At 69.9% G+C, this 21,008-nt stretch carries 20 protein-coding genes, 7 tRNA genes and 3 pseudogenes; 12 read left to right on the top strand and 18 right to left on the bottom strand.

Annotation, left to right across the window (positions count from 1 at the left end; all coding sequences use genetic code 11):
* A pseudogene (locus tag ACWGJY_RS30695) lies at positions 1–243 on the bottom strand (hypothetical protein); the annotation flags it as partial.
* Complete coding sequence (locus tag ACWGJY_RS30690) at positions 243–809, bottom strand: DUF4365 domain-containing protein (protein ID WP_453264120.1); 567 nt, start codon at positions 807–809, stop codon at positions 243–245. The pseudogene ACWGJY_RS30695 and the gene ACWGJY_RS30690, both read right to left, overlap by 1 nt.
* A gap of 199 nt (positions 810–1,008) precedes the next feature.
* Here ACWGJY_RS30690 and ACWGJY_RS30685 point away from each other — a divergent pair, with 199 nt between their 5' ends.
* Complete coding sequence (locus ACWGJY_RS30685) at positions 1,009–1,734, top strand: exonuclease domain-containing protein (protein ID WP_453264125.1); 726 nt, start codon at positions 1,009–1,011, stop codon at positions 1,732–1,734.
* Between the two features lie 114 nt (positions 1,735–1,848).
* Here the strand turns inward: ACWGJY_RS30685 and ACWGJY_RS30680 are convergent.
* The 4 genes from ACWGJY_RS30680 to ACWGJY_RS30665 all read right to left on the bottom strand — a co-directional run bounded on the left by ACWGJY_RS30680 (position 1,849) and on the right by ACWGJY_RS30665 (position 3,114).
* Positions 1,849–1,920: transfer RNA gene (locus tag ACWGJY_RS30680), tRNA-Val, on the bottom strand.
* Positions 1,921–2,037: 117 nt separating this feature from the next.
* Entirely contained in the window at positions 2,038–2,499 is a 462-nt protein-coding gene (locus ACWGJY_RS30675; protein WP_453264119.1) for an SRPBCC family protein, read from the bottom strand.
* A gap of 86 nt (positions 2,500–2,585) precedes the next feature.
* Positions 2,586–2,657, bottom strand: a tRNA-Val gene (locus ACWGJY_RS30670).
* Between the two features lie 55 nt (positions 2,658–2,712).
* On the bottom strand, positions 2,713–3,114 hold the full coding sequence (locus tag ACWGJY_RS30665) for a TIGR02611 family protein (RefSeq protein ID WP_453264124.1): 402 nt from the start codon (positions 3,112–3,114) through the stop codon (positions 2,713–2,715).
* A 220-nt stretch (positions 3,115–3,334) separates the two neighbouring features.
* On the opposite strand from ACWGJY_RS30665, the gene ACWGJY_RS30660 reads away from it, so the two are divergent.
* Positions 3,335–3,748, top strand: coding sequence for an SsgA family sporulation/cell division regulator (locus ACWGJY_RS30660; protein ID WP_003959770.1), 414 nt, complete (start codon positions 3,335–3,337; stop codon positions 3,746–3,748).
* Between the two features lie 227 nt (positions 3,749–3,975).
* Entirely contained in the window at positions 3,976–4,545 is a 570-nt protein-coding gene (locus tag ACWGJY_RS30655; protein WP_453264118.1) for a CGNR zinc finger domain-containing protein, read from the top strand.
* 51 nt (positions 4,546–4,596) lie between these two features.
* On the opposite strand, the gene ACWGJY_RS30650 is transcribed toward ACWGJY_RS30655, so the two are convergent.
* On the bottom strand, positions 4,597–4,752 hold the full coding sequence (locus ACWGJY_RS30650) for a hypothetical protein (RefSeq protein WP_018087659.1): 156 nt from the start codon (positions 4,750–4,752) through the stop codon (positions 4,597–4,599).
* A gap of 68 nt (positions 4,753–4,820) precedes the next feature.
* Positions 4,821–5,297 (bottom strand): hypothetical protein, encoded by a 477-nt coding sequence (locus ACWGJY_RS30645; RefSeq protein ID WP_453264117.1) that lies wholly within the window; start codon positions 5,295–5,297, stop codon positions 4,821–4,823.
* Positions 5,298–5,493: 196 nt separating this feature from the next.
* Here ACWGJY_RS30645 and ACWGJY_RS30640 point away from each other — a divergent pair, with 196 nt between their 5' ends.
* Positions 5,494–6,018, top strand: a complete 525-nt coding sequence (locus ACWGJY_RS30640; RefSeq protein WP_453264116.1) for a DsbA family protein — start codon at positions 5,494–5,496, stop codon at positions 6,016–6,018.
* Positions 6,019–6,067: 49 nt separating this feature from the next.
* Here ACWGJY_RS30640 and ACWGJY_RS30635 read toward each other — a convergent pair whose 3' ends face one another.
* From ACWGJY_RS30635 to ACWGJY_RS30625, 3 genes are read right to left on the bottom strand one after another with little or no spacing between them, the layout of a single operon-like run.
* Positions 6,068–6,898, bottom strand: a complete 831-nt coding sequence (locus ACWGJY_RS30635) for a GNAT family N-acetyltransferase (protein WP_453264115.1) — start codon at positions 6,896–6,898, stop codon at positions 6,068–6,070.
* Positions 6,899–6,933: 35 nt separating this feature from the next.
* Positions 6,934–7,758, bottom strand: coding sequence for an aminotransferase class IV (locus ACWGJY_RS30630; RefSeq protein WP_453264114.1), 825 nt, complete (start codon positions 7,756–7,758; stop codon positions 6,934–6,936).
* Positions 7,755–8,822 (bottom strand): chorismate-binding protein, encoded by a 1,068-nt coding sequence (locus ACWGJY_RS30625; RefSeq protein ID WP_453264113.1) that lies wholly within the window; start codon positions 8,820–8,822, stop codon positions 7,755–7,757. Before ACWGJY_RS30625 ends, ACWGJY_RS30630 begins: the two co-directional genes overlap by 4 nt.
* A 177-nt stretch (positions 8,823–8,999) precedes the next feature.
* Between ACWGJY_RS30625 and ACWGJY_RS30620 the strand changes: the two genes are divergently transcribed.
* The 5 genes from ACWGJY_RS30620 to ACWGJY_RS30600 all read left to right on the top strand — a co-directional run bounded on the left by ACWGJY_RS30620 (position 9,000) and on the right by ACWGJY_RS30600 (position 9,468).
* A tRNA-Gly gene (locus tag ACWGJY_RS30620) sits at positions 9,000–9,072 on the top strand.
* 35 nt (positions 9,073–9,107) lie between these two features.
* Positions 9,108–9,181: transfer RNA gene (locus tag ACWGJY_RS30615), tRNA-Cys, on the top strand.
* A 1-nt stretch (position 9,182) separates the two neighbouring features.
* Positions 9,183–9,254, top strand: a tRNA-Val gene (locus tag ACWGJY_RS30610).
* A gap of 37 nt (positions 9,255–9,291) precedes the next feature.
* A tRNA-Val gene (locus ACWGJY_RS30605) sits at positions 9,292–9,363 on the top strand.
* Positions 9,364–9,396: 33 nt separating this feature from the next.
* Positions 9,397–9,468, top strand: a tRNA-Val gene (locus ACWGJY_RS30600).
* A gap of 49 nt (positions 9,469–9,517) precedes the next feature.
* On the opposite strand, the pseudogene ACWGJY_RS30595 reads toward ACWGJY_RS30600, so the two are convergent.
* Positions 9,518–9,771: pseudogene (locus tag ACWGJY_RS30595) on the bottom strand (zf-TFIIB domain-containing protein).
* Between the two features lie 472 nt (positions 9,772–10,243).
* Positions 10,244–10,450: a hypothetical protein gene (locus ACWGJY_RS30590; RefSeq protein ID WP_453264112.1), complete on the bottom strand. Its 207-nt coding sequence runs from the start codon at positions 10,448–10,450 to the stop codon at positions 10,244–10,246.
* 610 nt (positions 10,451–11,060) lie between these two features.
* On the opposite strand from ACWGJY_RS30590, the gene ACWGJY_RS30585 reads away from it, so the two are divergent.
* Positions 11,061–12,410 carry a protein kinase domain-containing protein gene (locus tag ACWGJY_RS30585; RefSeq protein ID WP_453264111.1) on the top strand — a complete coding sequence of 450 codons (1,350 nt, stop codon included), beginning with the start codon at positions 11,061–11,063 and terminating at the stop codon, positions 12,408–12,410.
* Between the two features lie 90 nt (positions 12,411–12,500).
* Here ACWGJY_RS30585 and ACWGJY_RS30580 read toward each other — a convergent pair whose 3' ends face one another.
* Complete coding sequence (locus tag ACWGJY_RS30580) at positions 12,501–12,977, bottom strand: hypothetical protein (RefSeq protein WP_453264123.1); 477 nt, start codon at positions 12,975–12,977, stop codon at positions 12,501–12,503.
* A gap of 623 nt (positions 12,978–13,600) precedes the next feature.
* Between ACWGJY_RS30580 and ACWGJY_RS30575 the strand changes: the two genes are divergently transcribed.
* Positions 13,601–15,196, top strand: coding sequence for a translation initiation factor 2 (locus tag ACWGJY_RS30575; protein ID WP_453264110.1), 1,596 nt, complete (start codon positions 13,601–13,603; stop codon positions 15,194–15,196).
* On the opposite strand, the gene ACWGJY_RS30570 is transcribed toward ACWGJY_RS30575, so the two are convergent.
* Both ACWGJY_RS30570 and ACWGJY_RS30565 read right to left on the bottom strand, forming a co-directional pair.
* Entirely contained in the window at positions 15,184–17,250 is a 2,067-nt protein-coding gene (locus ACWGJY_RS30570) for an NB-ARC domain-containing protein (RefSeq protein WP_453264109.1), read from the bottom strand. The genes ACWGJY_RS30575 and ACWGJY_RS30570 overlap by 13 nt on opposite strands.
* Positions 17,251–17,724: 474 nt before the next feature.
* Positions 17,725–18,273, bottom strand: coding sequence for a hypothetical protein (locus ACWGJY_RS30565; protein ID WP_453264122.1), 549 nt, complete (start codon positions 18,271–18,273; stop codon positions 17,725–17,727).
* 769 nt (positions 18,274–19,042) lie between these two features.
* Between ACWGJY_RS30565 and ACWGJY_RS30560 the strand changes: the two are divergent.
* Positions 19,043–19,216: pseudogene (locus ACWGJY_RS30560) on the top strand (ATP-binding protein); the annotation flags it as partial.
* A gap of 46 nt (positions 19,217–19,262) precedes the next feature.
* Here ACWGJY_RS30560 and ACWGJY_RS30555 read toward each other — a convergent pair.
* Positions 19,263–19,754 (bottom strand): hypothetical protein, encoded by a 492-nt coding sequence (locus tag ACWGJY_RS30555; RefSeq protein WP_453264108.1) that lies wholly within the window; start codon positions 19,752–19,754, stop codon positions 19,263–19,265.
* Positions 19,755–19,773: 19 nt separating this feature from the next.
* Positions 19,774–20,475, bottom strand: coding sequence for a hypothetical protein (locus ACWGJY_RS30550; protein ID WP_453264107.1), 702 nt, complete (start codon positions 20,473–20,475; stop codon positions 19,774–19,776).
* Positions 20,476–21,008 lie beyond the last annotated feature (533 nt).

Raw genomic sequence — 21,008 nt, 5'->3', positions numbered from 1 at the left:
GCTCTGCGCCAGCGCCGCCAGCGCCTCCGCGTGCACCGCCCCGCTGTCGGGGACGCGGCGGTGGGCCGCCCCCCGCTGGCTGGTGCCGCCCGCCCCGCCGGGCGGTGTCCACCGGGCGTAGTGGCCCGCGGCCCCGCCCCTGCGCCGCCAGCCGTGCCGGGCCAGCAGCGCGCTGAGCACCGCCGGATCGAGCTGCGCGGGATCCAGGAGCCGCGCGTCGTATTCGTCGGTCGGCCGGTACATCAGGGTCTCCCTCCCGCCCCGACCCGCGTCATGATCTCGCAGAGCGCTCGGTCGTCGAAGATCCGCGCGGTCGGGATCCGCACGGTGGTCCTGCGCCGGCCGGTCACCGGATGGCCGGCCAGATTGGTCCAGTAGCAGCAGTGCCGCAGTTCGAGACGGTCGTGACCGGCCCGCAGCCAGTCCTCCTGGGTCCGCGGGACCAGCATCACGACCAGGATCTTGTGGACCGATACGGGCGTACGGGCCAGCTTCACCAGATGGTCGTTGTCGAGCGTGAAGGCGAACGTCGGACCCGGCGGGCGGGGGGCGGTCTGGTAGGTGCACTTGAGCTGCACCTTGATGGTGACTTCGTCGTCGACGGTGTGGCCGGGCGCGCCATGGCTGACGTGCCAGTCGATTCCGTTGTCCGGGAAGGGCTGCGCCAGCGAACATCCGGAGGCGGCGGCGACCGCGTGCAGATAGCCCACCTGGAGGGTCTCCATGCAGGCCGTGGTGGCGAGTCCGCCGCGCTGCGGTGTGGTCAGCTGGGGCAGCAGCCCGCCCGGTTCGGGCTGCGCGAGCGTCATCGCGGGGGTGCCTTCCGGGCTGTGCCGATCGATGCGGGTGGATGACGGGGAGAGGGCGGAGCGCGTCGGCCCGTCCCTCTGGTTGTCTCCGCGTCAAGTGGTCCGCAAACAAAGACGGTTCGACCACCGGCCGGCTCGGGTATCACCAGCTCGGGTGGCGTGCCTGTCATCCCCTGTACGAGCGCGAGGAGTTGGGATGATGCCGTGCTGGTATGACGGACCGCTTGCCGCCTTCGACACCGAGACCACGGGCATCGACGTCGAGCGCGACCGCATCGTCTCCGCCGCCCTGGTGGTCCAGGAGACGCCGCGCTCGACGCCCCGGATCACCCGTTGGCTGATCAATCCGGGCGTGGAGATACCCGAGGCCGCGACGGCGGTGCACGGCCTGACGGCCGGCCATCTCGCGCTGCACGGCCGCTGGCCCGCACCGGTGCTGGAGGAGGTGGCCCGCGCGCTGGCCGCCCAGTCGGTGGCCGGCCGCCCGCTGGTCGTGATGAACGCCCCGTTCGACCTCACTCTCCTGGAGCGCGAGTTGAAGCGGCACCGCGCCAGCTCGCTCGACGCCTATCTGGGCGCCCACCCGCTGCGCATCCTCGATCCCCGCGTCCTCGACAAGCACCTGGACCGCTACCGCAAGGGCCGCCGTACGCTCACCGATCTGTGTGACCACTACGAGGTCGAGCTGACCGACGCCCATGAGGCGGCCGCCGACGCGCTCGCCGCGCTGCGGGTCGTCCGGGCCCTGGGACACCGCTTCTCCGACCGCCTGGAGGGGCTGCATCCGGCGGAGCTGCACACCCGCCAAGCGGTCTGGTACGCGGCCCAGGCCCGCGGGCTGCAGGCGTGGTTCGCGCGCAGCGGCAACCCCGAGACCGTTGATCCGCACTGGCCGCTGCGCCCCGAACTCCCCGCCGCGGCCTGATCCCCCCTCAGCAATTCCGGGCCGGCCGCAGAGTTCCCGGAGGAATTCCCGGTTCCGTGTTCTTCCAACAAAAAGAACCGGGCCGCTTTTTGGCGGCCCGGTTCTTGATCCCGGTGGGCGATACTGGGTTCGAACCAGTGACCTCTTCGGTGTGAACGAAGCGCTCTCCCACTGAGCTAATCGCCCGGGTGTCGGCGGGGTTTCCCTCGCGAACGAGCAGAACAATACAGGCCGCGCGGGCCTTCCATCAAATTCCTGTTCCCCCGCGGTCCCGGGCGGCCGCGCGGGGACGCCCGGGGTGCCTCATCCGCGGGCCAGCCAGGCGGCGAGACCGCGGCGGCCGGCCCGCATCATCAGCGCGTGATTGGCGAGGAACACCGGCCGTCCCAGCAGCGCGAACCGCCGCAGCACCGGCTTGCAGACCTCGACGTCCTGCTCGAAGACGACGCGGGTGCCGCCGGCACCTGGCACCACCGTCCAGCGTGCCCAGCCGGCCAGGTCTCCGCGCATCCCTATCTCCAGCACCCCCGCGCCCGGGTCCCGTAGGCGCTCGCTCGCCACCACCGTCAGGTCGTACGGCAGCAGCGAACGGAAGCGGACGGTGCCGCTGCGGTCGTCGAGCGGGTGTACCTCGCGGACCTGCGGCCACCACCGGGGGTATGCCTCGGCGCGTTCGAGGACGGCGTAGACCACGGTCGGCGGGGCGTTGAGCAGCCATACGCTGCGGAAGCGGTAGCGGTGCAGTCGGCGTGACCAGTCGGGCATGATCCCAGTGTGCGCCCCGGGGCGGTGCGCACGCCCAACAACAGCGAAGACCCGGAGACTTGATGTCTCCGGGCCGTCGTCCGGGGTGGGCGATACTGGGTTCGAACCAGTGACCTCTTCGGTGTGAACGAAGCGCTCTCCCACTGAGCTAATCGCCCCGGGCGCAACGCCAACATTACCCCACGTCGGCGGGCACTCCTGACCACGCCGACGTCACTCGGAGACGTTCCACGGCATGGCGAGGCCGAACTTCCAGGCATAGACCGCGAGCGCCGCGGCGATGATCACTACGCCGACGGTGGTGAGAATGATGTTGCGCCGCCGCACCGCGGGGTCCAGCGCCTTCCGGGCCGCTTCCGTGACCTTCCGCCGGGTCCAGCGCAGCACCAGCTGGGCCCAGACGAATTCCGTCGCCCAGATCGCCATACCGCCGAAGATCACCAGCCAGCCCGGCCCCGGCAGCGGCAGCATGATCACGCCGCCCACGACGACCGCGAGGCCGACGACGAAGACTCCGACCTGCCAGCTCAGATGCAGCGGCCGGGAGCGCTTGATGAAGTGCGGCGCTCTCGAACCGAGCGGCTGCCCGGCCACAGCGGCGTCCTCCTCCACCATTCCCAGCCCCCCGTCACTCTGCGTATTCATGCCCACAAACTTACCGGAAGGGACGGGTCCGGCGGAATTACCGCCGAGGACGATCCCGCAATCCGCCGGAAGAGGTACCTGAAGCCACCCAAAACCGTCAGAGGGGTTTACAACGGCACCGTAGGTGGCATGTCGATTTCGCCGACGTGCGAATCCCCGAGCGCACACTGAGCGAAAGGCCCTGGCGCTTATGAACACCACGGTCAGCTGCGAGCTGCACCTGCGCCTCGTTGTGTCGAGCGAGTCCTCACTGCCTGTACCCGCGGGCCTGCGGTATGACACGGCCGATCCTTATGCCGTGCATGCCACCTTCCACACCGGAGCCGAGGAGACCGTCGAGTGGGTTTTCGCCCGCGACCTCCTCGCCGAGGGCCTGCACCGGCCCACGGGCACCGGAGACGTCCGCGTATGGCCGTCCCGGAGCCACGGACAGGGCGTTGTCTGCATCGCTCTGAGTTCCCCGGAGGGCGAAGCCCTGCTCGAGGCGCCCGCGCGGGCTCTCGAGTCGTTCCTCAAAAGGACCGATGCCGCCGTACCGCCCGGTACGGAGCACCGGCATTTCGATCTCGACACCGAGCTCTCCCACATCCTCGCGGAGAGCTGAGACGCAGCACGGTTACCGAAAGCCCCCACCCGCTCACACTTGCGCCCGTCCGACTCGGGGAGACGGCGCAGGACCGACAAGTTCATACGGCACACTTCGGCGTCGTCGCCGCGGACCCACCGCGGAGTCGGCGCTGAAGCTTGTTGGAGGCGCTAGAGTCGGCGACCATTCGGCAACGACACCGGGGGCGGTACCCGTCCGTCCCCACCCTGCCAGGGAGCGGAACCGTGATGATCAGCCATGACACCCGGTGCGCGCTGGACGCGGTCGTGGATCTGCTGAACACCGCTCCGGAGGGCGAAACACCCGGAGCGCCGGACAGCCTGACCGGCCTCGCGGCCCTCGAGGACTTCGTACAGCGCCATGACGTCAGCGATGTGGGCGCGCTCGGCGCGGGCGACCTGGCGGCCGTACGGTCCGTCCGCGCGCGGTTCGCGCGGATCTTCGCGGCCGACGACGACCGCACCGCGGCCGAACAGCTGAACTCGCTGGTCGCCTCGGCGGGCACCACACCGCAGCTGACCGATCACGACGGGTACGACTGGCACGTCCACTACTTCGCGCCGGGCGCGTCGGTCGCCGAGCATCTGGCCGCCGACGGGGGGATGGCACTGGCCTTCATCCTCGTCGCCGGGGAACGCGAACGGCTGCGGCGCTGCGAGGCACCGGACTGCCGGCACGCCTTCGTCGACCTCTCCCGCAACCGCTCGCGGCGCTACTGCGACAGCCGCACCTGCGGAAACCGGCTGCATGTCGCGGCCTACCGGGCACGGCGGCGGGAGGCCGCGGCGGGCTGAGCACCGCTCCGGCACCCCTGCGGGGCCCGGGGCCGGCGCTCCCTGGCGGCCTCACAGGAGGAAAAGGTCGTGCACTGCCCCGAGAAGGAGCAGAAAGCCGATGACGGCAAGGAAGAGCATCAGCGGCGGCTGGGACAGCGCGAACAGGCAACCGCGCGGTTCGGGGGACGGGGCGTCGTCTTGGGCGAGGGCGCACTCATCGTTCATCTCGCGCGCATCATGACGCAGATGATCGTGCCAATGCGCCCGATAAGCGCCTCAGCAGCGGTAGTTCATCAGATCCCGTGCTTTTTCAGGATCGCTTCGATGTCCGAGAAGTCATCCTTGGGTGCGGCGCCCTTGCCCTGAGCGCCCTTGCCCGGGGCGGCCTTCCCCTGGGCGGCCGGCTGCGCCGCACCCCGGCCGGCGCCGAGGGAGGGTACGGAGGCGGCCGGCGCCACCGCGTCGGACCGGGCGCCCGCAGCGGCCTTGCGCTCCTTACGGCTGCCGATCCCGCCCCGGCGGCGCTCCACGCCCCTGCTGATCATGAACAGCAGGGCGGAGAGCGCGAGCACACCGAAGCCGGCCCAGACCGTGGGCTTGAAGACGATGTTGGTGACCCAGTCGATGACACCCGTCATCACCAGGCCGATGGGGATCAGGGAAAAAGCGGCGATGCGGGTCGCAGCCAGGAACCGCTTGCGGTATGCCGTCAGCGCGGCGATGCCCAGGCCCGCTGCCGACACCGCGGCACAGACGGTCGAGGTCAGCATCCGGTCCTCCTGCCGATGAAAGGGGCGAGCAGCCGATCTGCTCCCTTCCATCCTGCCTTGTCCGGCCCCGTGCGGGCCATGTTCCGGGACGGCCTCAGGGACATCTCGGGGTAGCCCTCCTCCGCAGGTCCCGGTTCGGGCACCGGCCGGGGTACCTCCCGGCGTTTGCCGGCGGAAAGCTGGAAGACTGGCTCCCATGAACGACGCCACCACCTCCGCCACCCCCGTCCGCCCCGTTCTGGACGTGTGGTGCGAACTGCAGTGCCCGGACTGCCACACCGCCCTGGAGGACCTGCGGGCGCTGCGGGCGCGCTACGGCGACCGGCTGGACGTCCGGCTGCGCCACTTCCCCCTGCCCAAGCACAAGCACGCCTACGTCGCCGCCCAGGCCGCCGAGGAGGCCATCGAGCAGGGGCAGGGCCGGCCGTACATCGAGGCGGTGCTGGCACGCACCGAGGAGCTCGGCAAGCGCGGCGAGAAGCTGCTGCTGGAGATCGCCGGGGAGCTGGGGCTGGATGCCGAGGAGCTGGAGACCGCGCTGATCGACGGGCGGCATCTGCTGATCGTCGACGCGGACCAGGCCGAGGGCAAGGCGATCGGGGTGACCGGGACCCCGACATATGTGATCGGCGGCGAGCGGCTGGACGGCGGCAAGAGCCAGGAAGGGCTGCGCGCCCGTATCGAGGAGATCGCCGACCGGCTGCTGGCCGGGCAGGACTGAGCCCGGCCCGCACGGGCGCCGCGCGGACTCCCTCACCGGTTCCGCTCCCTCACAGGATCGGCTTCCACAGCTGGTAGCCGGTGGGCCGGTAGCCCAGCGAGGTGTAGAGGCCGAGCGCCGGCGCATTGTCCGCGTAGACGTCCAGACCGAGGGTGGCGCGGCCGGCGGCCAGGCTCTCGCGCTCGGCGACCAGCATCAGGGTGCGGCCGTGACCGTGCCCGCGGTGTCCGGGCGCGACCCGTACATCGACGACATAGCCGCCCGGCTGGTCCGGCATCCGCAGGGCGAGCCAGATGCTGCCGACATCGGCGCCACGCCGGGTCAGGACGCGCAGCACCTGGTCGGGAGTGTCCGGCCCGTCCGGCAGCAGGGCACGGTGGCCCGCGGCCGCCATCTCCTCGGCGCGGGCGCGGGACATGCCCTGGCCCCGTTGCGTACGGACGTGCTCGGCGAGCGCGGCGTCCCGCCAGGCCGGGTACTCCGCCTCGCTCAGCGCACGGGCGCTGCTGTCGACGGGCAGCCGGGGCGGCCCGTCGAGGCTTTTGCTCATCATGCGGCTGCGTTCGGTGTAGCCCAGGGCCGCCGCGAGCCGGGCGGCGGCCGCCGCACCGGCCGGCACGGTCACCTCGATCTGCCGGCAGCCCCAGCCGCCCAGCACTTCCTCGGCGGCGAGTGCGGCGACCGTGGCGCGGCCGCGGCGCCGGTCCGGCTCGTCGATGGCCAGCTCCGCGATCCGGCCGGCCGTCGGGCCGAACCGGGCGTCCGTCGTCAGCCGGATCCCGCCGACCCGGCGGCTGTTGACACAGATGTCGTACGGACGGGCCCGGCGCCCGCCGTCGTGTCGTTCTTCCGGTCCCGCGGGGCGCAGCGTTGTGGTCACGAGGACTTTCTACTCGCCCGTGTGCGGGCCCGTCATCACCGCGGATCGAAGTCGGCGGCGGACTGCTCTTCGAAGATCCGCATGGCGTCCGCGGTCACCGGGCCCGGACCGTCGGCGAGTTGGCGGCGGTCGACCCGGGTCACGGCCTGGACATCACGCAGCGTGGAGGTCAGGAAGATCTCCTCGGCCCGCTCCAGGGCGTCCAGCGGCAGATCGGTCTCCTTGGCGCCGGCCCAGCTGATGGTCAGGGCCCGGGTGATGCCCGCCAGGCAGCCGGAGTGCAGCGGCGGGGTGTGCAGTTCGCCGTCCAGAACGACGAAGACATTGGAGCCGGTGCCTTCGCAGAGCGCGCCGACGGTGTTGGCGAACAGCGCCTCCGAAGCGCCCAGTTCACGTGCGCGGGCCAGGGCGACGACGTTCTCGCCGTACGAGGTCGTCTTCAGGCCGGTGAGCGCACCGCGTTCGTTACGGGTCCACGGGACGGTGACCGCGGCGGTGGTGTCGGGGCGGCGCCGGGTCTCGGAGAGCGCGATGACCAGCGTGGGACCGGCCTCGCCGCGGTCCGAGCCGAGCGGGGAGACGCCGCCGGTGTAGGTGAGCCGCAGCCGGCCCAGGGCCATCGGGTTGGCGTCGAGGACCGCCGCGCAGCCGCGCCGTACCTCGTCGAGATCGGGATCGGGCAGCCCGAGTCCGCGGGCCGAGGTGGTCAGGCGCTCCAGATGGCGGGTGAGGGCGAAGGCACGGCCGCGCTCGGCCTTGATGGTCTCGAAGACTCCGTCGCCGACCGTCAGCCCGTGGTCGAAGACCGAGACCCGGGCGCCCTCGGCGTCCAGGAGCCCTCCGTTGAGCCAGATCTTCATGGTTTTCCTCCACTCGCCTCGTGCAGGCCCGACGCTACCGCGAGCAGCCTGCGCGCCTTCAACTCGGTCTCGGCCCACTCCCGCTCCGGATCGGAGTCCCAGATGATCCCGGCGCCGGCCCCGAACCGGAGCGCCGGGCCGCCGGGCACAGTGCGGTCGATCCAGAACGTACGGATGCCCACCGCGAGCTCGCCGGTGCCACGGTCCGCGTCGACCCAGCCGATGCCACCGCAGTAGGGGCCGCGGGGCGCGGTCTCCAGCTGGGCGATGATCCGCAGCGCGCTGGACTTGGGGGCACCGGTGACCGACCCGGGCGGGAAGGTGGCGTCCAGCAGATCCGCCCAGGCGGTCTTCTCGTTCGCCCCGTCCAGTTCACCGCGCACGGTGGACACGAGGTGGACGAGGCCGGGGTGCTCTTCGACGGCGCACAGTGCCGGGACGGTGACGGTGCCGGTGGCGCAGACCCGGCCGAGATCGTTGCGGACCAGGTCGACGATCATCACGTTCTCCGCCCGGTCCTTCGCCGAGAGGTCCGCCGCGGTCCGCCCGGTGCCCTTGATGGGGCCGGACGCGACGGTGCGGCCGTCGCGCCGCAGATACAGCTCCGGGGAAGCGCTCGCGATCTCGACTCCATGAGCGGGCAGCCGGATCGTGCCCGCGTACGGTGCCGGGTTGCCGCGGGCCAGCACCGCGGACAGCGCGTCCACGTCGGCGCGGGCGGGATCGGGCAGCGGCGCGGTCAGCACCCGGCAGAGGTTCACCTGGTAGACGTCGCCGGCCGCGATGTGTTCACGGATGCGCCGTACGCCGCCGGTATAGGCGTCACGGTCCAGGGAACTGGCCCAGGCCCCGGGGGCGGGGCCGCGCCAGCCGTCGGGGGCGGGCCCGTCCGCCGCGGTGGCCGGTCGTACGTCGCCGAAGCGGGCGCAGACCACGGAGCCCCCGAAATCGGCGGCCACGGCCCACCAGCCCGTGGAGTCCAGAGCCGCGGGATCGCTGGTCACATCCAGCAGGTCGGTGGCTATCAGGCCGCCGAAGCGTGCCATCGGAGCGAAGTCGTGCACGTCAGCGAGTCTATGGCGGCGGCCCGGACCCCGCCTGTGCCGAGCGAGCAGCGCAGCACGCTGCACAAACGCGTTTTTGTACTGGCCCCGGAATCCGCTAGAGTTCAACACGTCGCCGGGACACGCAAGCGCCCCGGAGGCCGAGTAGCTCCCAGACGTAGTCTGGGAGAGACACCTGCGGACGTAGCTCAGTTGGTAGAGCACCACCTTGCCAAGGTGGATGTCGCGAGTTCGAGTCTCGTCGTCCGCTCGATGTGGGGGATCTTCCCGAACCCCCTCACTCCTGGTGGAGTGGCCGAGAGGCGAGGCAACGGCCTGCAAAGCCGTCTACACGGGTTCAAATCCCGTCTCCACCTCCAAGGACGATTAGCTCAGCGGGAGAGCGCTTCCCTGACACGGAAGAGGTCACTGGTTCAATCCCAGTATCGTCCACTGGATCCCCGAATTGCTTCACCGGGGTGTCCGTCCCGCGCGATTAGCTCAGCGGGAGAGCGCTTCCCTGACACGGAAGAGGTCACTGGTTCAATCCCAGTATCGCGCACGCAGTGGTGGATCTTCGTGATCCGCTTCCCGAGGACGATTAGCTCAGCGGGAGAGCGCTTCCCTGACACGGAAGAGGTCACTGGTTCAATCCCAGTATCGTCCACACCTGAACCCGAGGGCCGGAGCATTTCGCTCCGGCCCTCGGTCGTTGTTCAGGAGGAGAACAACATGCGGCCGAAGCTGCGGTGATGATCGCCGTGGTGTCCATGGTGACCGTGGTGGCCCTGGTGCGAGGCGCCCCAGGCGGGGCGGCCGGGTAGGCCTGCGGGTCGGGTGGCGGCGGGGGCTGCTGGGACCACTGTGACTCAAGACGGGTCAGCGCCCCCAGCTCTCCGTAGTCCAGGAAGATCCCCCGGCAGTTGGCGCGCTGTTCTCCCCGGACGCCGTGGCGCTGGTACGTATGCATCGGCGCACGGCACTCGGGCACGGCATCGTCGGCCCCACTCCTGTCATCCCTCACCGCTCACTGCGGCGCCGCCGGAACGGCCTCCCGGCGACGAGGTGTTCACCGTACGTCCGGGCCGGCGGGCACCAACCGGTCCGGCAGGGAGGTCATCCGGGCGCAGGCGTCGGCCGCAGTCTCGATCTCGGCCAGACAGGCGAGCAGGGCGGTGCTCATCGTTCCCCCGAGTCCGGCGCACGCCGGGTGCGCCGTGGGTGGTGGTGCGAGCCGTGGACGGCCCGGCCCGGGATCGTACGCGCGAGGTGGTGGGCCGGGCAGGGCGGTGGCCGGGCAGGGCGGTGGCCGGGAAAAACCCGAAGGCCGGGCATCTCCCCAGATGCCCGGCCGTCGTGCCGTCCGTCGCACCCCCGTCCCCACGGGGTAATTCAGCCGGAGATCCCCGTCCCGGGCCGCTCTCCCGGGCCTGGGGTGCCGCTCAACGCCCCAGCATTCCGACCACGGACGACGCCTGTGTCATGACGGCCTCCCAGCCGCCGAAAACCACGGCGAGAACGATCGCCAGCGGCAGCACCATGGCCACCGCGACGAGGGGGTGGCGGGTACCGGACTGCCGGCCGCCGAGCACGGCGGCGACCCGGCGCCCCTGCGCTCGAAGGGCCTTTCGCCGCGGTCTCTCCGCCATCGTGCCGCTCCCGTCGTGACTGGGGCGGCGGGCGTCTGACCTCGGGGGACGAGCGCTGCGCCCGCCGCTTGAAGACAACAGTAGGCACGCGGCCGGCGACGGGCGTCATGCCGTCGTACCGATTGATCGGCCTCCGGGAGGATGACGGGACCGCGCGCCGTGTACTCCCCTGGGTGGAGAGACGGACCCGGGCCCTGGGGATCTCCCCCAGGGGGATGGTCGCACCGCCTCGGCCCGCGCACTCCTGTGGGTGACCTCGCTCACTTTGGCCGCTCCCCCGCGGACCGTGGTCCGGCCCCCGCGGACCGCCTCGCGCACCGCCGCTTTCCGGCTCTTGGCCGTATCCCCGGCATCCACGACGAACCCGGTGCGATCCCCCTTCATCCCGCCAATCCCCCTTCTGCGACGGATCATTGGGATCGTGTACGGGCAGCCGGGGCGCACGACGGCCGGGTTTTCCTCCCGCACTCCGGGAATCACACCCGCCACCGGCAATCCGGCCGCCGACGCATGCGCGGCCTCTGCGCACAGCGAGCCGTCAATCCGTAAGCTGTGCCACGTCAGACGGTTGGCAGCGGAGGGGGCTCCCCACCGCAGGTAGGGGACGGACATGGCGATGATGCGGCTCCGACGCGAGGACCCGCGTGTCGTCGGGACGTTCCGGCTGCACCGCCGGCTCGGCGCGGGCGGGATGGGCGTGGTCTATCTCGGCTCGGACAAACGAGGGCAGCGGGTGGCCCTCAAGGTGATCCGGCCGGACCTGGCGGAGGATCAGGAGTTCCGCTCGCGGTTCGCGCGGGAGGTCTCGGCCGCCCGGCGGATCCGCGGCGGCTGCACGGCCCGGCTGGTCGCGGCCGATCTCGATGCGGACCGCCCCTGGTTCGCCACGCAGTACGTCCCGGGACCGTCGCTGCACGACAAGGTCAACGAGGCCGGTCCGCTGTCCCCCGCACAGGTCGCATCCATCGGTGCCGCGCTGTCCGAGGGACTGTTGGCCGTTCATGACGCGGGCGTGGTGCACCGCGACCTGAAGCCGTCGAACATTCTGCTGTCGCCCAAGGGCCCGCGGATCATCGACTTCGGTATCGCCTGGGCGACCGGTGCCAGCACGCTGACCCATGTCGGCACGGCCGTCGGCTCGCCGGGCTTTCTGGCGCCGGAGCAGGTGCGCGGGGCCGCGGTGACACCGGCGACGGACATCTTTGCGCTGGGCGCCACCCTCGCGTACGCCTGTACTGCCGACTCCCCCTTCGGGCAGGGAAGTTCGGAGGTCATGCTCTACCGCGTAGTCCACGAGGAGGCACACCTCGCCGGGGTGCCGGACGCCCTGGCGCCACTGCTCGCCGCATGTCTGGCCAAGGATCCGGCGGACCGTCCCAGCACCCTGTCGCTGTCGCTGCGGCTCAAGGAGATCGCGGCCCGCGAGGCGCACGGCCCGTCGGGCGGGCCGCTGGAGAACGGGGCGGGTGCCGGGGCCGGCTGGGAGCGTGCGGAGCGCCGTCCTGCAGACCGGCCGACGGGTCAGCGGGCCGAGGAGTACGCACGTCAGCGTACCGAGCGGCGGACGGCGGGCACCCCGGCGCCGCGTCCGCACCCGTCCCGCCCCCCGGCGCCGCGCGACGCGGTCCCCCGGCCGTCCGGTCCGGCATCGGCCGCGGGGCCGCAACCGCGGAAGACCGGCGGGCGCACGGCGCGACGTGTTCCGGCCGCGCGGCCCACGGGGCGCAACGGCGCGCGTACCCCCTTGCGTACGACGTCGGCCGGGCGCCGTCCCGGCCCCGACCGCCGGCTGCTGCGCCAGCGCGTCATCGTGTTCGTGGTGGTGACACTGCTGGTGGCGCTGGGGATCGCGGCCGCCCAGGGGTGCCAGGGGCCGCCGGCCCGCGGGCTGGGTGTGGAGCAGTCGGTGCCGCGCGCCGCGTCCGAGAGCGGGGATTCCCCGGCGGCCGGGTCGTCCTGACGGCCCGGCCGCCGCTCAGGACTGCGGCCGGCCGGTCAGGACTGTTTTGGACGTGGGGAGCTTGCCCGCATGCGTCGGAATCGTCGCCCGTCACAGCGGCCCCTGCCCCGGCCCCGGCCCCTGCTCGGGCGACTGCTCGGGCGACTGCACGGCCGGGCTGTGGAACGTCAGGCTGGAAAAATGCTGTCCCTGGATGACAGGGCCGTTCTGGGTGCCGCCGCTGATGGTGTTGTGGACGGTCACGGCAGGCGGTACCGCCTGCGGAGCGAGCTCCTCCAACAGGAGCCGAAGCTCTTCGGCGGCCACCGGATCCGCCCGCAGTGTGCGGCGCAGTCTCAGCCGCCACTCCTCCTCCACGTCCGCCGCCGCGTCCGCATCGCCGGCATCACGGGCGGCGATGAGTTCTTCCCTCGATGCGGCCAATTGCTCGTCCGGCAGGGCGGTGTCGTCGCCACGCGCGAAGAAGCGCACCACGCGCCCCCGTGCCTGGGTCCATGCCTCCGAGACCATCAGCCCCACCAGGGTCGTCGCACCCGTCGCCGCCAGCGTCGCCAACTCAGCTTCCACCATGCCCCCTTGTATCACCGTCGCTCTACAGGCGCCGATAGAACTTACTCGTGCCACGGTAGAGCAGCCGTGCACTGACGGAAGCGCAATCGTGCCCGGTGTGAAGAAGATCCGGGCTTCCGGCCCCCACCGCCCATCGACGGGACAAGACCGGGCATCGCCTGCGCTGCCAGGGACCACGACTGCTCTTCTTCCCGTACTTCACGGCGGGGCCCGAGCGGAATACGCAAGCCTTCCACCGAGCTGAGCCTCCGCATCGTGCCCTGAAAAGACGTTGACGACGCCAGTGAATCCGGAAACTCCCGCGATCCTTGGTGGGCATCTCCAGAATCCTCAGGGCACATTTCCCGCGCCCTCGTATGGCGTCGAATGCTCCAAGCAGCCAGGAGCCGGCATCTGCCGGGAAACGGCTGCCCACTTTCCAGCAGCAGCACCCTCTGCACCGTGCCGCAGAAGGTTCAAGGAATTCACTCCGCACCCCGAATTGAGTACAGTTCAGGCTACAATGGATAATTTCCGAGCAGCGAGCAGCGAGCAGCGAGCAGCGAGCAGCGAGCAGCGAGCAGCGAGCAGCGAGCAGCGAGCAGCGAGCAGCGCTCCTTGCTGTTCGTTCGGCTGGTGCCTTGCATCGGCTTCTCGATGTGCTGCCGGTGTTCGAGGGCGATGCCCGTATCTCCACTCGGGTCACCCTGGTGCCGGGGTCGTCCTTCGACGTGGATGCCCTTGCAGCCCTGGAGCGGTCCGGAGCTCGTACCGTCAGCTGGGAAAGGGCTTGCGGCGACAAGCACGACCTGATCTTGACCGCCAGTCCGAAGGGCCCGCTGCACGCCCTCTCGGGACCCCGGGTGGTGATGCCTCACGGGGCCGGCTTCAACAAGAGCGTCATCGGAGAGGGTTCGCCGCATCTCCCGTCCGGGCTGGACCCCAGTTTCCTGCTTGTCGACAGCGAGCCGTGGGCCGCCTTGCACGCCCTGGCGCACGGCGAACAGATCACCCGCCTCGCTGAGCACTGTCCTGCGGCCGCCGGCCGGGCACATGTCGTAGGCGACCCGACTCTCGACCGGCTGCTCGGCTCGACCGGCCATCGTGAGAGATACCGCGCAGTGCTGGGAACGGGCGAGCGTCGGCTCATCGTGCTCACGTCCACCTGGGGCCCGGAGTCCCTGATGGCCCGTCGGCCCGAGCTGCCGGGCGAGCTCGTCGGCCAGTTCCCCCACGACGCGTATCAGATCGCCCTCGTGCTGCATCCGAACGAGTACAGCCGGACCGGGTCGTTCGATCTCATGCGGAGCCTCGCTCCTGCCCTGTCAGCGGGCCTGGTTCTTCCGGGGCCGTACGCGGAGTGGGCCGGCCTCCTGGTCGCGGCCGACGCCGTGGTCACCGACCACGGCTCCACCGCTCTCTACGCTGCGGCTCTCGGACGGCCTGTGATCGGAGCGTACGAGGGGGGCAGCGAGCTGATCCCCGGCACTCCCATGGCTCAGATGCTGGCCGCGAGCCCGCGACTCAGCGAAGCCAGTGACCTGGACCGGGTCCTCCGGGCCGCCGAAGCCCTCGACACGAGGCAGTTCGCCGACGCGGCTTTCGCGCTTCCCGGTCAAGCCCTGGCGCGGCTGCGGAGTGAGCTCTACCGGCTGCTGGAACTGTCTCCGCCGGATGTGCCGGCTGCGCCGCAGCCCCTTCCGCAGCCGGGCTCCGCGCCTCACCGCCCAAGCGCGTTCGCGGTACGGGCCGACGTGTCCGGGGCGAGGATCGCTGTTGCGCGGTTTCCGCCGAGTACCCCGGAGGAGGTACACCACCTCGCGGCCGAACACCCTGACGCGGGTCCGCGCCGGATTCAGAGCGCCTCAGTGCTGTGGCGCCGGGCACAGCCCGCCTCCCCCGAGCCGCACTCCAGCACCTGGACGGCAGGCGGCTGGACCGCCCGGGTCCTCGACGAAGCCCCGGGATGCCGCACCGCCGCCGCAATCCTCACCCCGGAGCGGTGCTTGGTCCGAAGCCGCTCGGCAGGATTGCTCAGCGTCCGCATCGAAGCGTGTCGAACCGCCGGGCGCGTGGTGCGCACCGACCCGACCGGGGTGGTGTCGGCGGTGCACGCCTGGCTCCGCGCTACCCCGCACTGGACGCCTCCGGTATCGCTGGTCTGCGACTTCGGCCCACTCGCGGTCCAAGTGGAAGTGACTTCGGCCAAGAGCGCGGACCTCGGCTACGAGCTCTGATCGTCGCCCGGAAGGCGACCGGAGCGAGCGGCCAGCAATCGTGCCGCGGCCCGGTGTGCCTGCGCTTTTGCGGTCTGTCCGGCCTCGTCCTCCAGCGCAGCCAGTTCCGTGAGGATGCGGGCCTCGTCGAAGGACGACTTCCGTTCCCGGGCATGCACCAGCGCCGCGCGCACAAGGTCGCCGGCCTCCGCTGTCCTCCCGGCCAGGCGCAGCGCCTGGCCGAGAGCGAAGCCCGTCCGCGCCGTCATACGCTCACGCTTGTGCTCCTGCGCTGCCCGGTGTGCTTCGTGCAACAGGGCACCAGCCCGCTCAGGCTCGCCATGGCGCAGGAGGGTCCGGCCCAACAGGTAGTTCTGAAGCAGCACTCCGTACGCGTTCCCCAGTGCCACGTGGACGTCCCGCGCGGCCTCGAAATCCGCGGCAGCCCCTGCCCAATCCTCCTGGGCGTACTTCAGTGAACCGCGGAACTCCACTGCCGAAGCCTTCAGCTTGCGTTCCGGTGCGGACTCCCCCAGTGTCTCAGCGGCGCTCAACGCCCACCGGAGTTGCTCCGCGGCCTCGTCGTATCTCTCCTGCTCCCACAGTGGGCGGGCCAGTTGGCAGCGCATGCGCACCATTGCCGGCACGTTTTCCACCCGCTCGGCGGCTGCCACGCCCGTGCTGAAGGCGTCGATGATGTCCGCGTAGTGCCGGTGGTCGAGGAAGTGCGTCCAGAGCGGTTCGCACAGAGCCCAGGCATCTTCGTACAGCTCGCTCTCGAAGGCCAGTCGCACGCAGCCATAGAGGGCGAGTCGCTGCGATTCCAGCCATCGCAGGGCTTCCATCTTGCCCGAAAACTCGACGTCAGGAACTGCGCCGATCGATGGCGGTGTCGAGGCAAAGGTCATGCGCGAGCCGGCGGCGAGCAAGTCTGCTCGCGCAGCCTGGCGCCGGTACCAGCGTGTCAGGGTGCGGCGGGCCCCTGCGAGGTGTGAACCGTCTCGGTCAGCTTGGCGCGCGCGGCGGTCGGCATGTCCACGCAGCAGCGCGTGCATCCGGTAGCCCTCGTCCATGCCCTCGAGCAGGCCCGCCGATTCCAGTTCCTCCAGAGCGTCTTCAGCTGGTGGGAGAGATCCGCCGAGGAGCGCGGCAGCGGCGGGAGCCGTGATGACCGGAGCGGGGTGCTGGGACATGAGGCGATAGAGACGGGCGGCTTGTGGTTCCAGCCCGGAGTATCCGGCGTCCCAGACGGCCTCGACCATGGGAATGCCCTTCTCGTGCAGCTCCGCGGTGAGTTCGGCGACGAGCCGGGACAGGCTGCGTCGGCGGTATTTGCGGATCCACTGGCCCGCAACCAGGAGCGCAGCAGGCAGTCCCCCGCAGCCGCGGGCCAGTTCCGCCGCGGCCTCTGGTTCGGCGGACAGCCGAGGGTCCTCCACGATGTGCCCGAGGAGACGTACCGCGTCGTCCACGCTCAGCGCGTTCACCGGCACTTCGACCGTGGCCACGCCGTCGAGGTCGTAGAGCGTCCCCTGGCTGGTGACGATCACCAGGCTTCCGGCGGAGGCGGGCAGGAGCGGTACGGCCTCCGCGCCGAAGCGTGCGTTGTCGATGACCAGAAGAAGCCTCTTGTCCTGGGTGTGTGTCCAGTACTGCTGGGAGCGGCCGGCGAAGGAAGGCTTCAGCCACTCCGGGGAGACGCCCAGCCCGGTCATCAACTCTGCCAGGACGTCGGCTACTTCGACTGCCCCGTCCTGGCGCAGGTCGTCGAGATTGACGTACAGCGCCCCTCCGGGATACCGCTGTCGGAGCCGGCGGGCGATATGAAACCCCAGCGCGGTCTTGCCGATTCCACCGATTCCGGTGAGCGCGACAACCAGCGGACCGACACGGCCCTCGTGGCTGTCGACGGCTCGGGTGATGCGGTCTTGTTCGTCCTGCCGGTTCTCGAAGTGCGCGGGGGCGGGAGGCAGCTGAAAGGGCACCGGCAGAGCTGTTGGGGCCGCTGCATGCAGATGCTGGTGCACCTCACCGATGTGCCCAGCCTGAACGACCGTCTCCGCCCGTCCGCTCATGCTGTTATGTGTCTCCTCGGCCATCCGTCAACACTAAAGCCTCGCAGCGCGGATACCGGAGGAATACCGGGGACATCAGCCACTCGTTGACGCACCCCCCTGTCGTGATCCGACGCATGCCTCTTCGCGGCCGTCCGGTCCCGCCCGGAGCAATGCTCAGGACTTGTGGATCAGCTCCCCGGGAGCGCGCGAAGGGCGTACCTCCCGGGTGATTGATCGACCAGTCACCGAGTAGGCCCGCGTTGCAGCGCGGGTCGGCAAGGCACGCCCGTGCTCAGCGTAGTGAACGCCGACGGCAGTACCGAGTCCGGCTGGAATGGTGGGTCACCGGGCCGCGCTGGGAGTTCGACGATAAGGTCAACGACCCCCGTGCCCCGTTGTTTCCCTCAGAACGCAGATACGGCGACGGCTCCAGCAGGGCCGTGACCGAATCGGAAACAGAGCAGGCACCGAGCACCCGCTGATCTTGAGCTTTTACTCCACAGGAAGCCGTCGCCGGCCCTCCGGGGTGAAGGTGAAGGTCTGACGGAAGGGCCCCGTTCCGAAGCGCACTGCAAGCAGGAGGGGTTCTTCGTACGGAGGTGGCCATGAGTGCTCGGCTCCCGGAGGACTGCCGTTCCAGAAATCGAAGGACACCATCGGTTCCTCCGGGTTCTCAGTCAGGTAGCCGAGGGTCTTGCCGTAGTAGGGGTTGTTGCCGCCGAACAACATAGAAGGAGCACCGAACTCGTCGACGACGTCCATCCACACGCGGTCCTTGCCTGCCCACTGACGGACCGCACTCTGCAGGACTGCGTGTTCATCAGGGTCCAGTACGCGGTCGGGCTTGAGCCAGCCGCGGCGGTGCGCGAACTCGGCATACACCGAGGCAATGCCGCACTCGTAAGAGCGCTCCGGGATCAGATCGCGGAACACGCCCGCGATGCCGGTGCTGGACCAGGCGCCGCGCTCTTCCCAGACGCGCTGTTGCTCGGCCAAAGCCTCGGGCTGGCACTCCGCGAACAGCAAGTGGTCCATCAGCATGCGCAAGGCCAGCTCCGACTCCTTCCCCAACATTCCGGGACGTCGCAGGGCGAGATTCAGCTGATCGATGAGATACGTACGTATCTCATCGGAGGCTGCAAGCGATCTGGAAGTAGGCACCCCACAGTCTCCCGCAGATGCCGCCGGATCGCGGTCATGGGCCGGCGCCCAGCCATTTTCCGCCTGAGCCGAATCCAGGTCCGTCGCCCACCACCGGTTCTCCGCTGTGGCAACCGGCCCCTTTCACGCAGCAGAGACCTCTTCGAGTCCCTGAGTTCGCGCTATGGAGCCTTCAGATTTCCTGAACCCACGGAAGATCGACATCGAGAGCTTCTCCTGCCGGCCCGGAGTCGAAGGCACTCACGAGGAGGGCGGAGTTGAAGGGATGATCGGCTACTTTCGCCGCAACCACTTCACACCGGTCCCGGAAGTCGGCTCCTGGCCGAGCTGAACGAGATGGTCGACCAGTGGGACCTGCACGACGGGCGCCGGAGGTTCGGTTCGCGGCCGCGGATGGTCGACGAGTACTTCGCGGTCGAGCAGCCGCTGTTGATGCTGTTGCCGGATGGCTGTTCGAGACGGGCTGGTTGTTCGCTCCGTGCGTCGACCGCTACTGCCAGATCGCCGTCCGCACCAGCGGCAGCGACCACCATGAGGGAGAAGCCCAGTGGCCCTGCCCCGCCAGCGAGGTTTGACCGAGCAGGCCGCCGACGCCGCGATCGACACCGCTTGCCGCCTGCTGCGGCTGCCCTCGATCCGCAACGAGTTCAACGAGAAGCAGCTGAACAAGACCATCGCACGCTACGGCCGCGTCGATCTCCTCTGCATCGACGAGCTCGGCTACATGGAACTCGACCGCCACGGCGCCGAACTCCTCTTCCAGGTCCTGACCGAACGCGAGGAGAAGAACAGCGTCGCGATCGCTTCCAACGAGTCCTTCGGCAAAGCGCACATGTTCCGGCGAACCCGTGCCAGGTGCTGCCGAAACGTCACGGGTTCGACGGTGTCCAAGAGGCTGCCCAGTCGCCTCGGTGTTCGCGCCACGCGGTCCTGAGGACTTCGAGCTCGGTGCGAGGGAAGTGCTCACCCCACTTGCCGCGGTATGCGCTCTCGCCGTACTCCCTCGCGACCTCGTCGAAGCAACGGATCACTGCTCGGGCAACGACGTCGATGTTCTGCTGGGTGGACCAGATCTCGGTCCCAGTGTTGTCGTGGTCACGGCCGTCGGCCAGTTCCAGTAGGCCGATCCACACGTTGGTGCCTTCACGGTAGAAGATCCATCGGAAGGCGGTGGGTTCGGCCTCGAACTGGGCTCGGCATTCGGTCTCGCCGACGATCAGACGTGTTACTGCCGTCAAGAGATCTTCGGGGGCGGCGGTGATATAGGAGGCCGTGACTTCGGCTTCCGCCTGGTGGTCGCTGACGATGCAGTCGGCCCAACCACGTCCGGACAGGACCCAGGCGAGTCGCAGGTGGGCCATCCTCGTTGCTCTCCTCCAGTCACGGGTTCCCTGTGCTGATCACCGAGGGCCCCTCGCACGCATCCGAGTCTGGGGGATGGCGAGAGTGTTGACCAGCGGATTCTCTGGACGTCGGCCGATGCTCAGCGATCAGCAGGCGCCCGGGGTCGACATGGTCGACGAGATAGATCAGGGTGGCTTGCGGGTCCATGCCGAAGGCCGCGTCGACGAGCTTGGGGTCCATGGTGTTCACCAGGTCGACGAGACGGGTGCTGCAGATCATGCGGGGCGGGAAGCCGCAGTCGTCAAGAACGTGGGAGAGATAGGCAGTTGAGGCCGGGCTCCGCCCAGCCTTTGTACCCTTGGTGACCATGACGTGCGGGTTGCCCGTGCGCCATGCCTCGCGGTGGGTCAGGCACTGCTGCAGCACCGTCCAGGAAGCGGGATCCAGGGGGACGGGATGGGGCCGCTTCCCGAGCCGGACAGTATGGGCCTGCTGGTCGATGTCGTCGATCTTCAGCATCCGCACCTCGGAGCTGGAGGCGCCATGCAGCAGAGCCAGCATGCCCATCACCGCTTCATGCGGGTGCACGTGCTTGTCGGTTGTCCACCACCGGAACAGCTCATGTTGCTGGTCGAGGGCGAGGGGCTGGCCGCGGAAGCCGTTCGTCTCCTTCTCGACCAGTTGGTCCTGGGCCCGCATCCGGGATGTGTTGAAGGCGGCGCGGGCGAAGGAGCCCATCGACCGTCCGGGCCTGCGGGATCTTTCCAGCAGGGCCTGGGGTGAGGTGGAGTGTCCGTCTTCCAGGAGTCGGCCGAGGCCGGTGACGAAGCCGCAGGCTCTGGCGATGCAGTGCCGGGCGGCGACATGAGCGACAAAGTCCCCCAGCCAGGAGGGTGGATCGGTGAGCCGGTCGCGGAGGTGTTCCCCGCGGATGAAGGGACGGCCAGGGTGCTTTTGCCAGCAGGCCGGACACAGTCCCAGTCCGGCATGTCGCCACAGCTGGCCGCAGTCGCGGCAGGTCCTCGGAGGCTGTTTCTGCTGCCGGGGCCGTGAACAGTGACCGCACCAGCCTGTCGTCTCGCGCAGATAGCCGGGCCAGCGGCAGCGCGGGCACGTCTGCTGGGCCGCCCGCTGTTCGGCCTTGCGCCGGCAGTCGCGGCACAGACGGTTCTGCGATGACCGGATGGGGTGGCCGCATTCTCTGCAGACGTGCGAACAGGTTCCGTCTCGACGGCCCGCCGCCCTCACGGGCCCTCACGGGCGGCGGGCCG

The sequence above is a fragment of the Streptomyces sp. NPDC054765 genome (assembly GCF_053612065.1).
Note: the sequence above shows the minus strand (reverse complement) of the source record. Positions and strands in the feature narration are given on the sequence as shown.

What these genes read in the sequence shown, in the direction of transcription:
- ACWGJY_RS30640 (WP_453264116.1), top strand. Translation starts at nt 5,494, where the DNA reads ATGAACGACGCCACCACCTCCGCCACCCCCGTCCGCCCCGTTCTGGAC.
- ACWGJY_RS30555 (WP_453264108.1), bottom strand. Translation starts at nt 19,754, where the DNA reads ATGGCCCACCTGCGACTCGCCTGGGTCCTGTCCGGACGTGGTTGGGCC.
- ACWGJY_RS30590 (WP_453264112.1), bottom strand. Translation starts at nt 10,450, where the DNA reads ATGGCGGAGAGACCGCGGCGAAAGGCCCTTCGAGCGCAGGGGCGCCGG.
- ACWGJY_RS30650 (WP_018087659.1), bottom strand. Translation starts at nt 4,752, where the DNA reads ATGAACGATGAGTGCGCCCTCGCCCAAGACGACGCCCCGTCCCCCGAA.
- ACWGJY_RS30630 (WP_453264114.1), bottom strand. Translation starts at nt 7,758, where the DNA reads ATGAAGATCTGGCTCAACGGAGGGCTCCTGGACGCCGAGGGCGCCCGG.
- ACWGJY_RS30660 (WP_003959770.1), top strand. Translation starts at nt 3,335, where the DNA reads ATGAACACCACGGTCAGCTGCGAGCTGCACCTGCGCCTCGTTGTGTCG.
- ACWGJY_RS30665 (WP_453264124.1), bottom strand. Translation starts at nt 3,114, where the DNA reads ATGGTGGAGGAGGACGCCGCTGTGGCCGGGCAGCCGCTCGGTTCGAGA.
- ACWGJY_RS30690 (WP_453264120.1), bottom strand. Translation starts at nt 809, where the DNA reads ATGACGCTCGCGCAGCCCGAACCGGGCGGGCTGCTGCCCCAGCTGACC.
- ACWGJY_RS30550 (WP_453264107.1), bottom strand. Translation starts at nt 20,475, where the DNA reads ATGGGCTCCTTCGCCCGCGCCGCCTTCAACACATCCCGGATGCGGGCC.
- ACWGJY_RS30685 (WP_453264125.1), top strand. Translation starts at nt 1,009, where the DNA reads ATGCCGTGCTGGTATGACGGACCGCTTGCCGCCTTCGACACCGAGACC.
- ACWGJY_RS30570 (WP_453264109.1), bottom strand. Translation starts at nt 17,250, where the DNA reads ATGAGCGGACGGGCGGAGACGGTCGTTCAGGCTGGGCACATCGGTGAG.
- ACWGJY_RS30675 (WP_453264119.1), bottom strand. Translation starts at nt 2,499, where the DNA reads ATGCCCGACTGGTCACGCCGACTGCACCGCTACCGCTTCCGCAGCGTA.
- ACWGJY_RS30645 (WP_453264117.1), bottom strand. Translation starts at nt 5,297, where the DNA reads ATGCTGACCTCGACCGTCTGTGCCGCGGTGTCGGCAGCGGGCCTGGGC.
- ACWGJY_RS30585 (WP_453264111.1), top strand. Translation starts at nt 11,061, where the DNA reads ATGGCGATGATGCGGCTCCGACGCGAGGACCCGCGTGTCGTCGGGACG.
- ACWGJY_RS30565 (WP_453264122.1), bottom strand. Translation starts at nt 18,273, where the DNA reads ATGCTGATGGACCACTTGCTGTTCGCGGAGTGCCAGCCCGAGGCTTTG.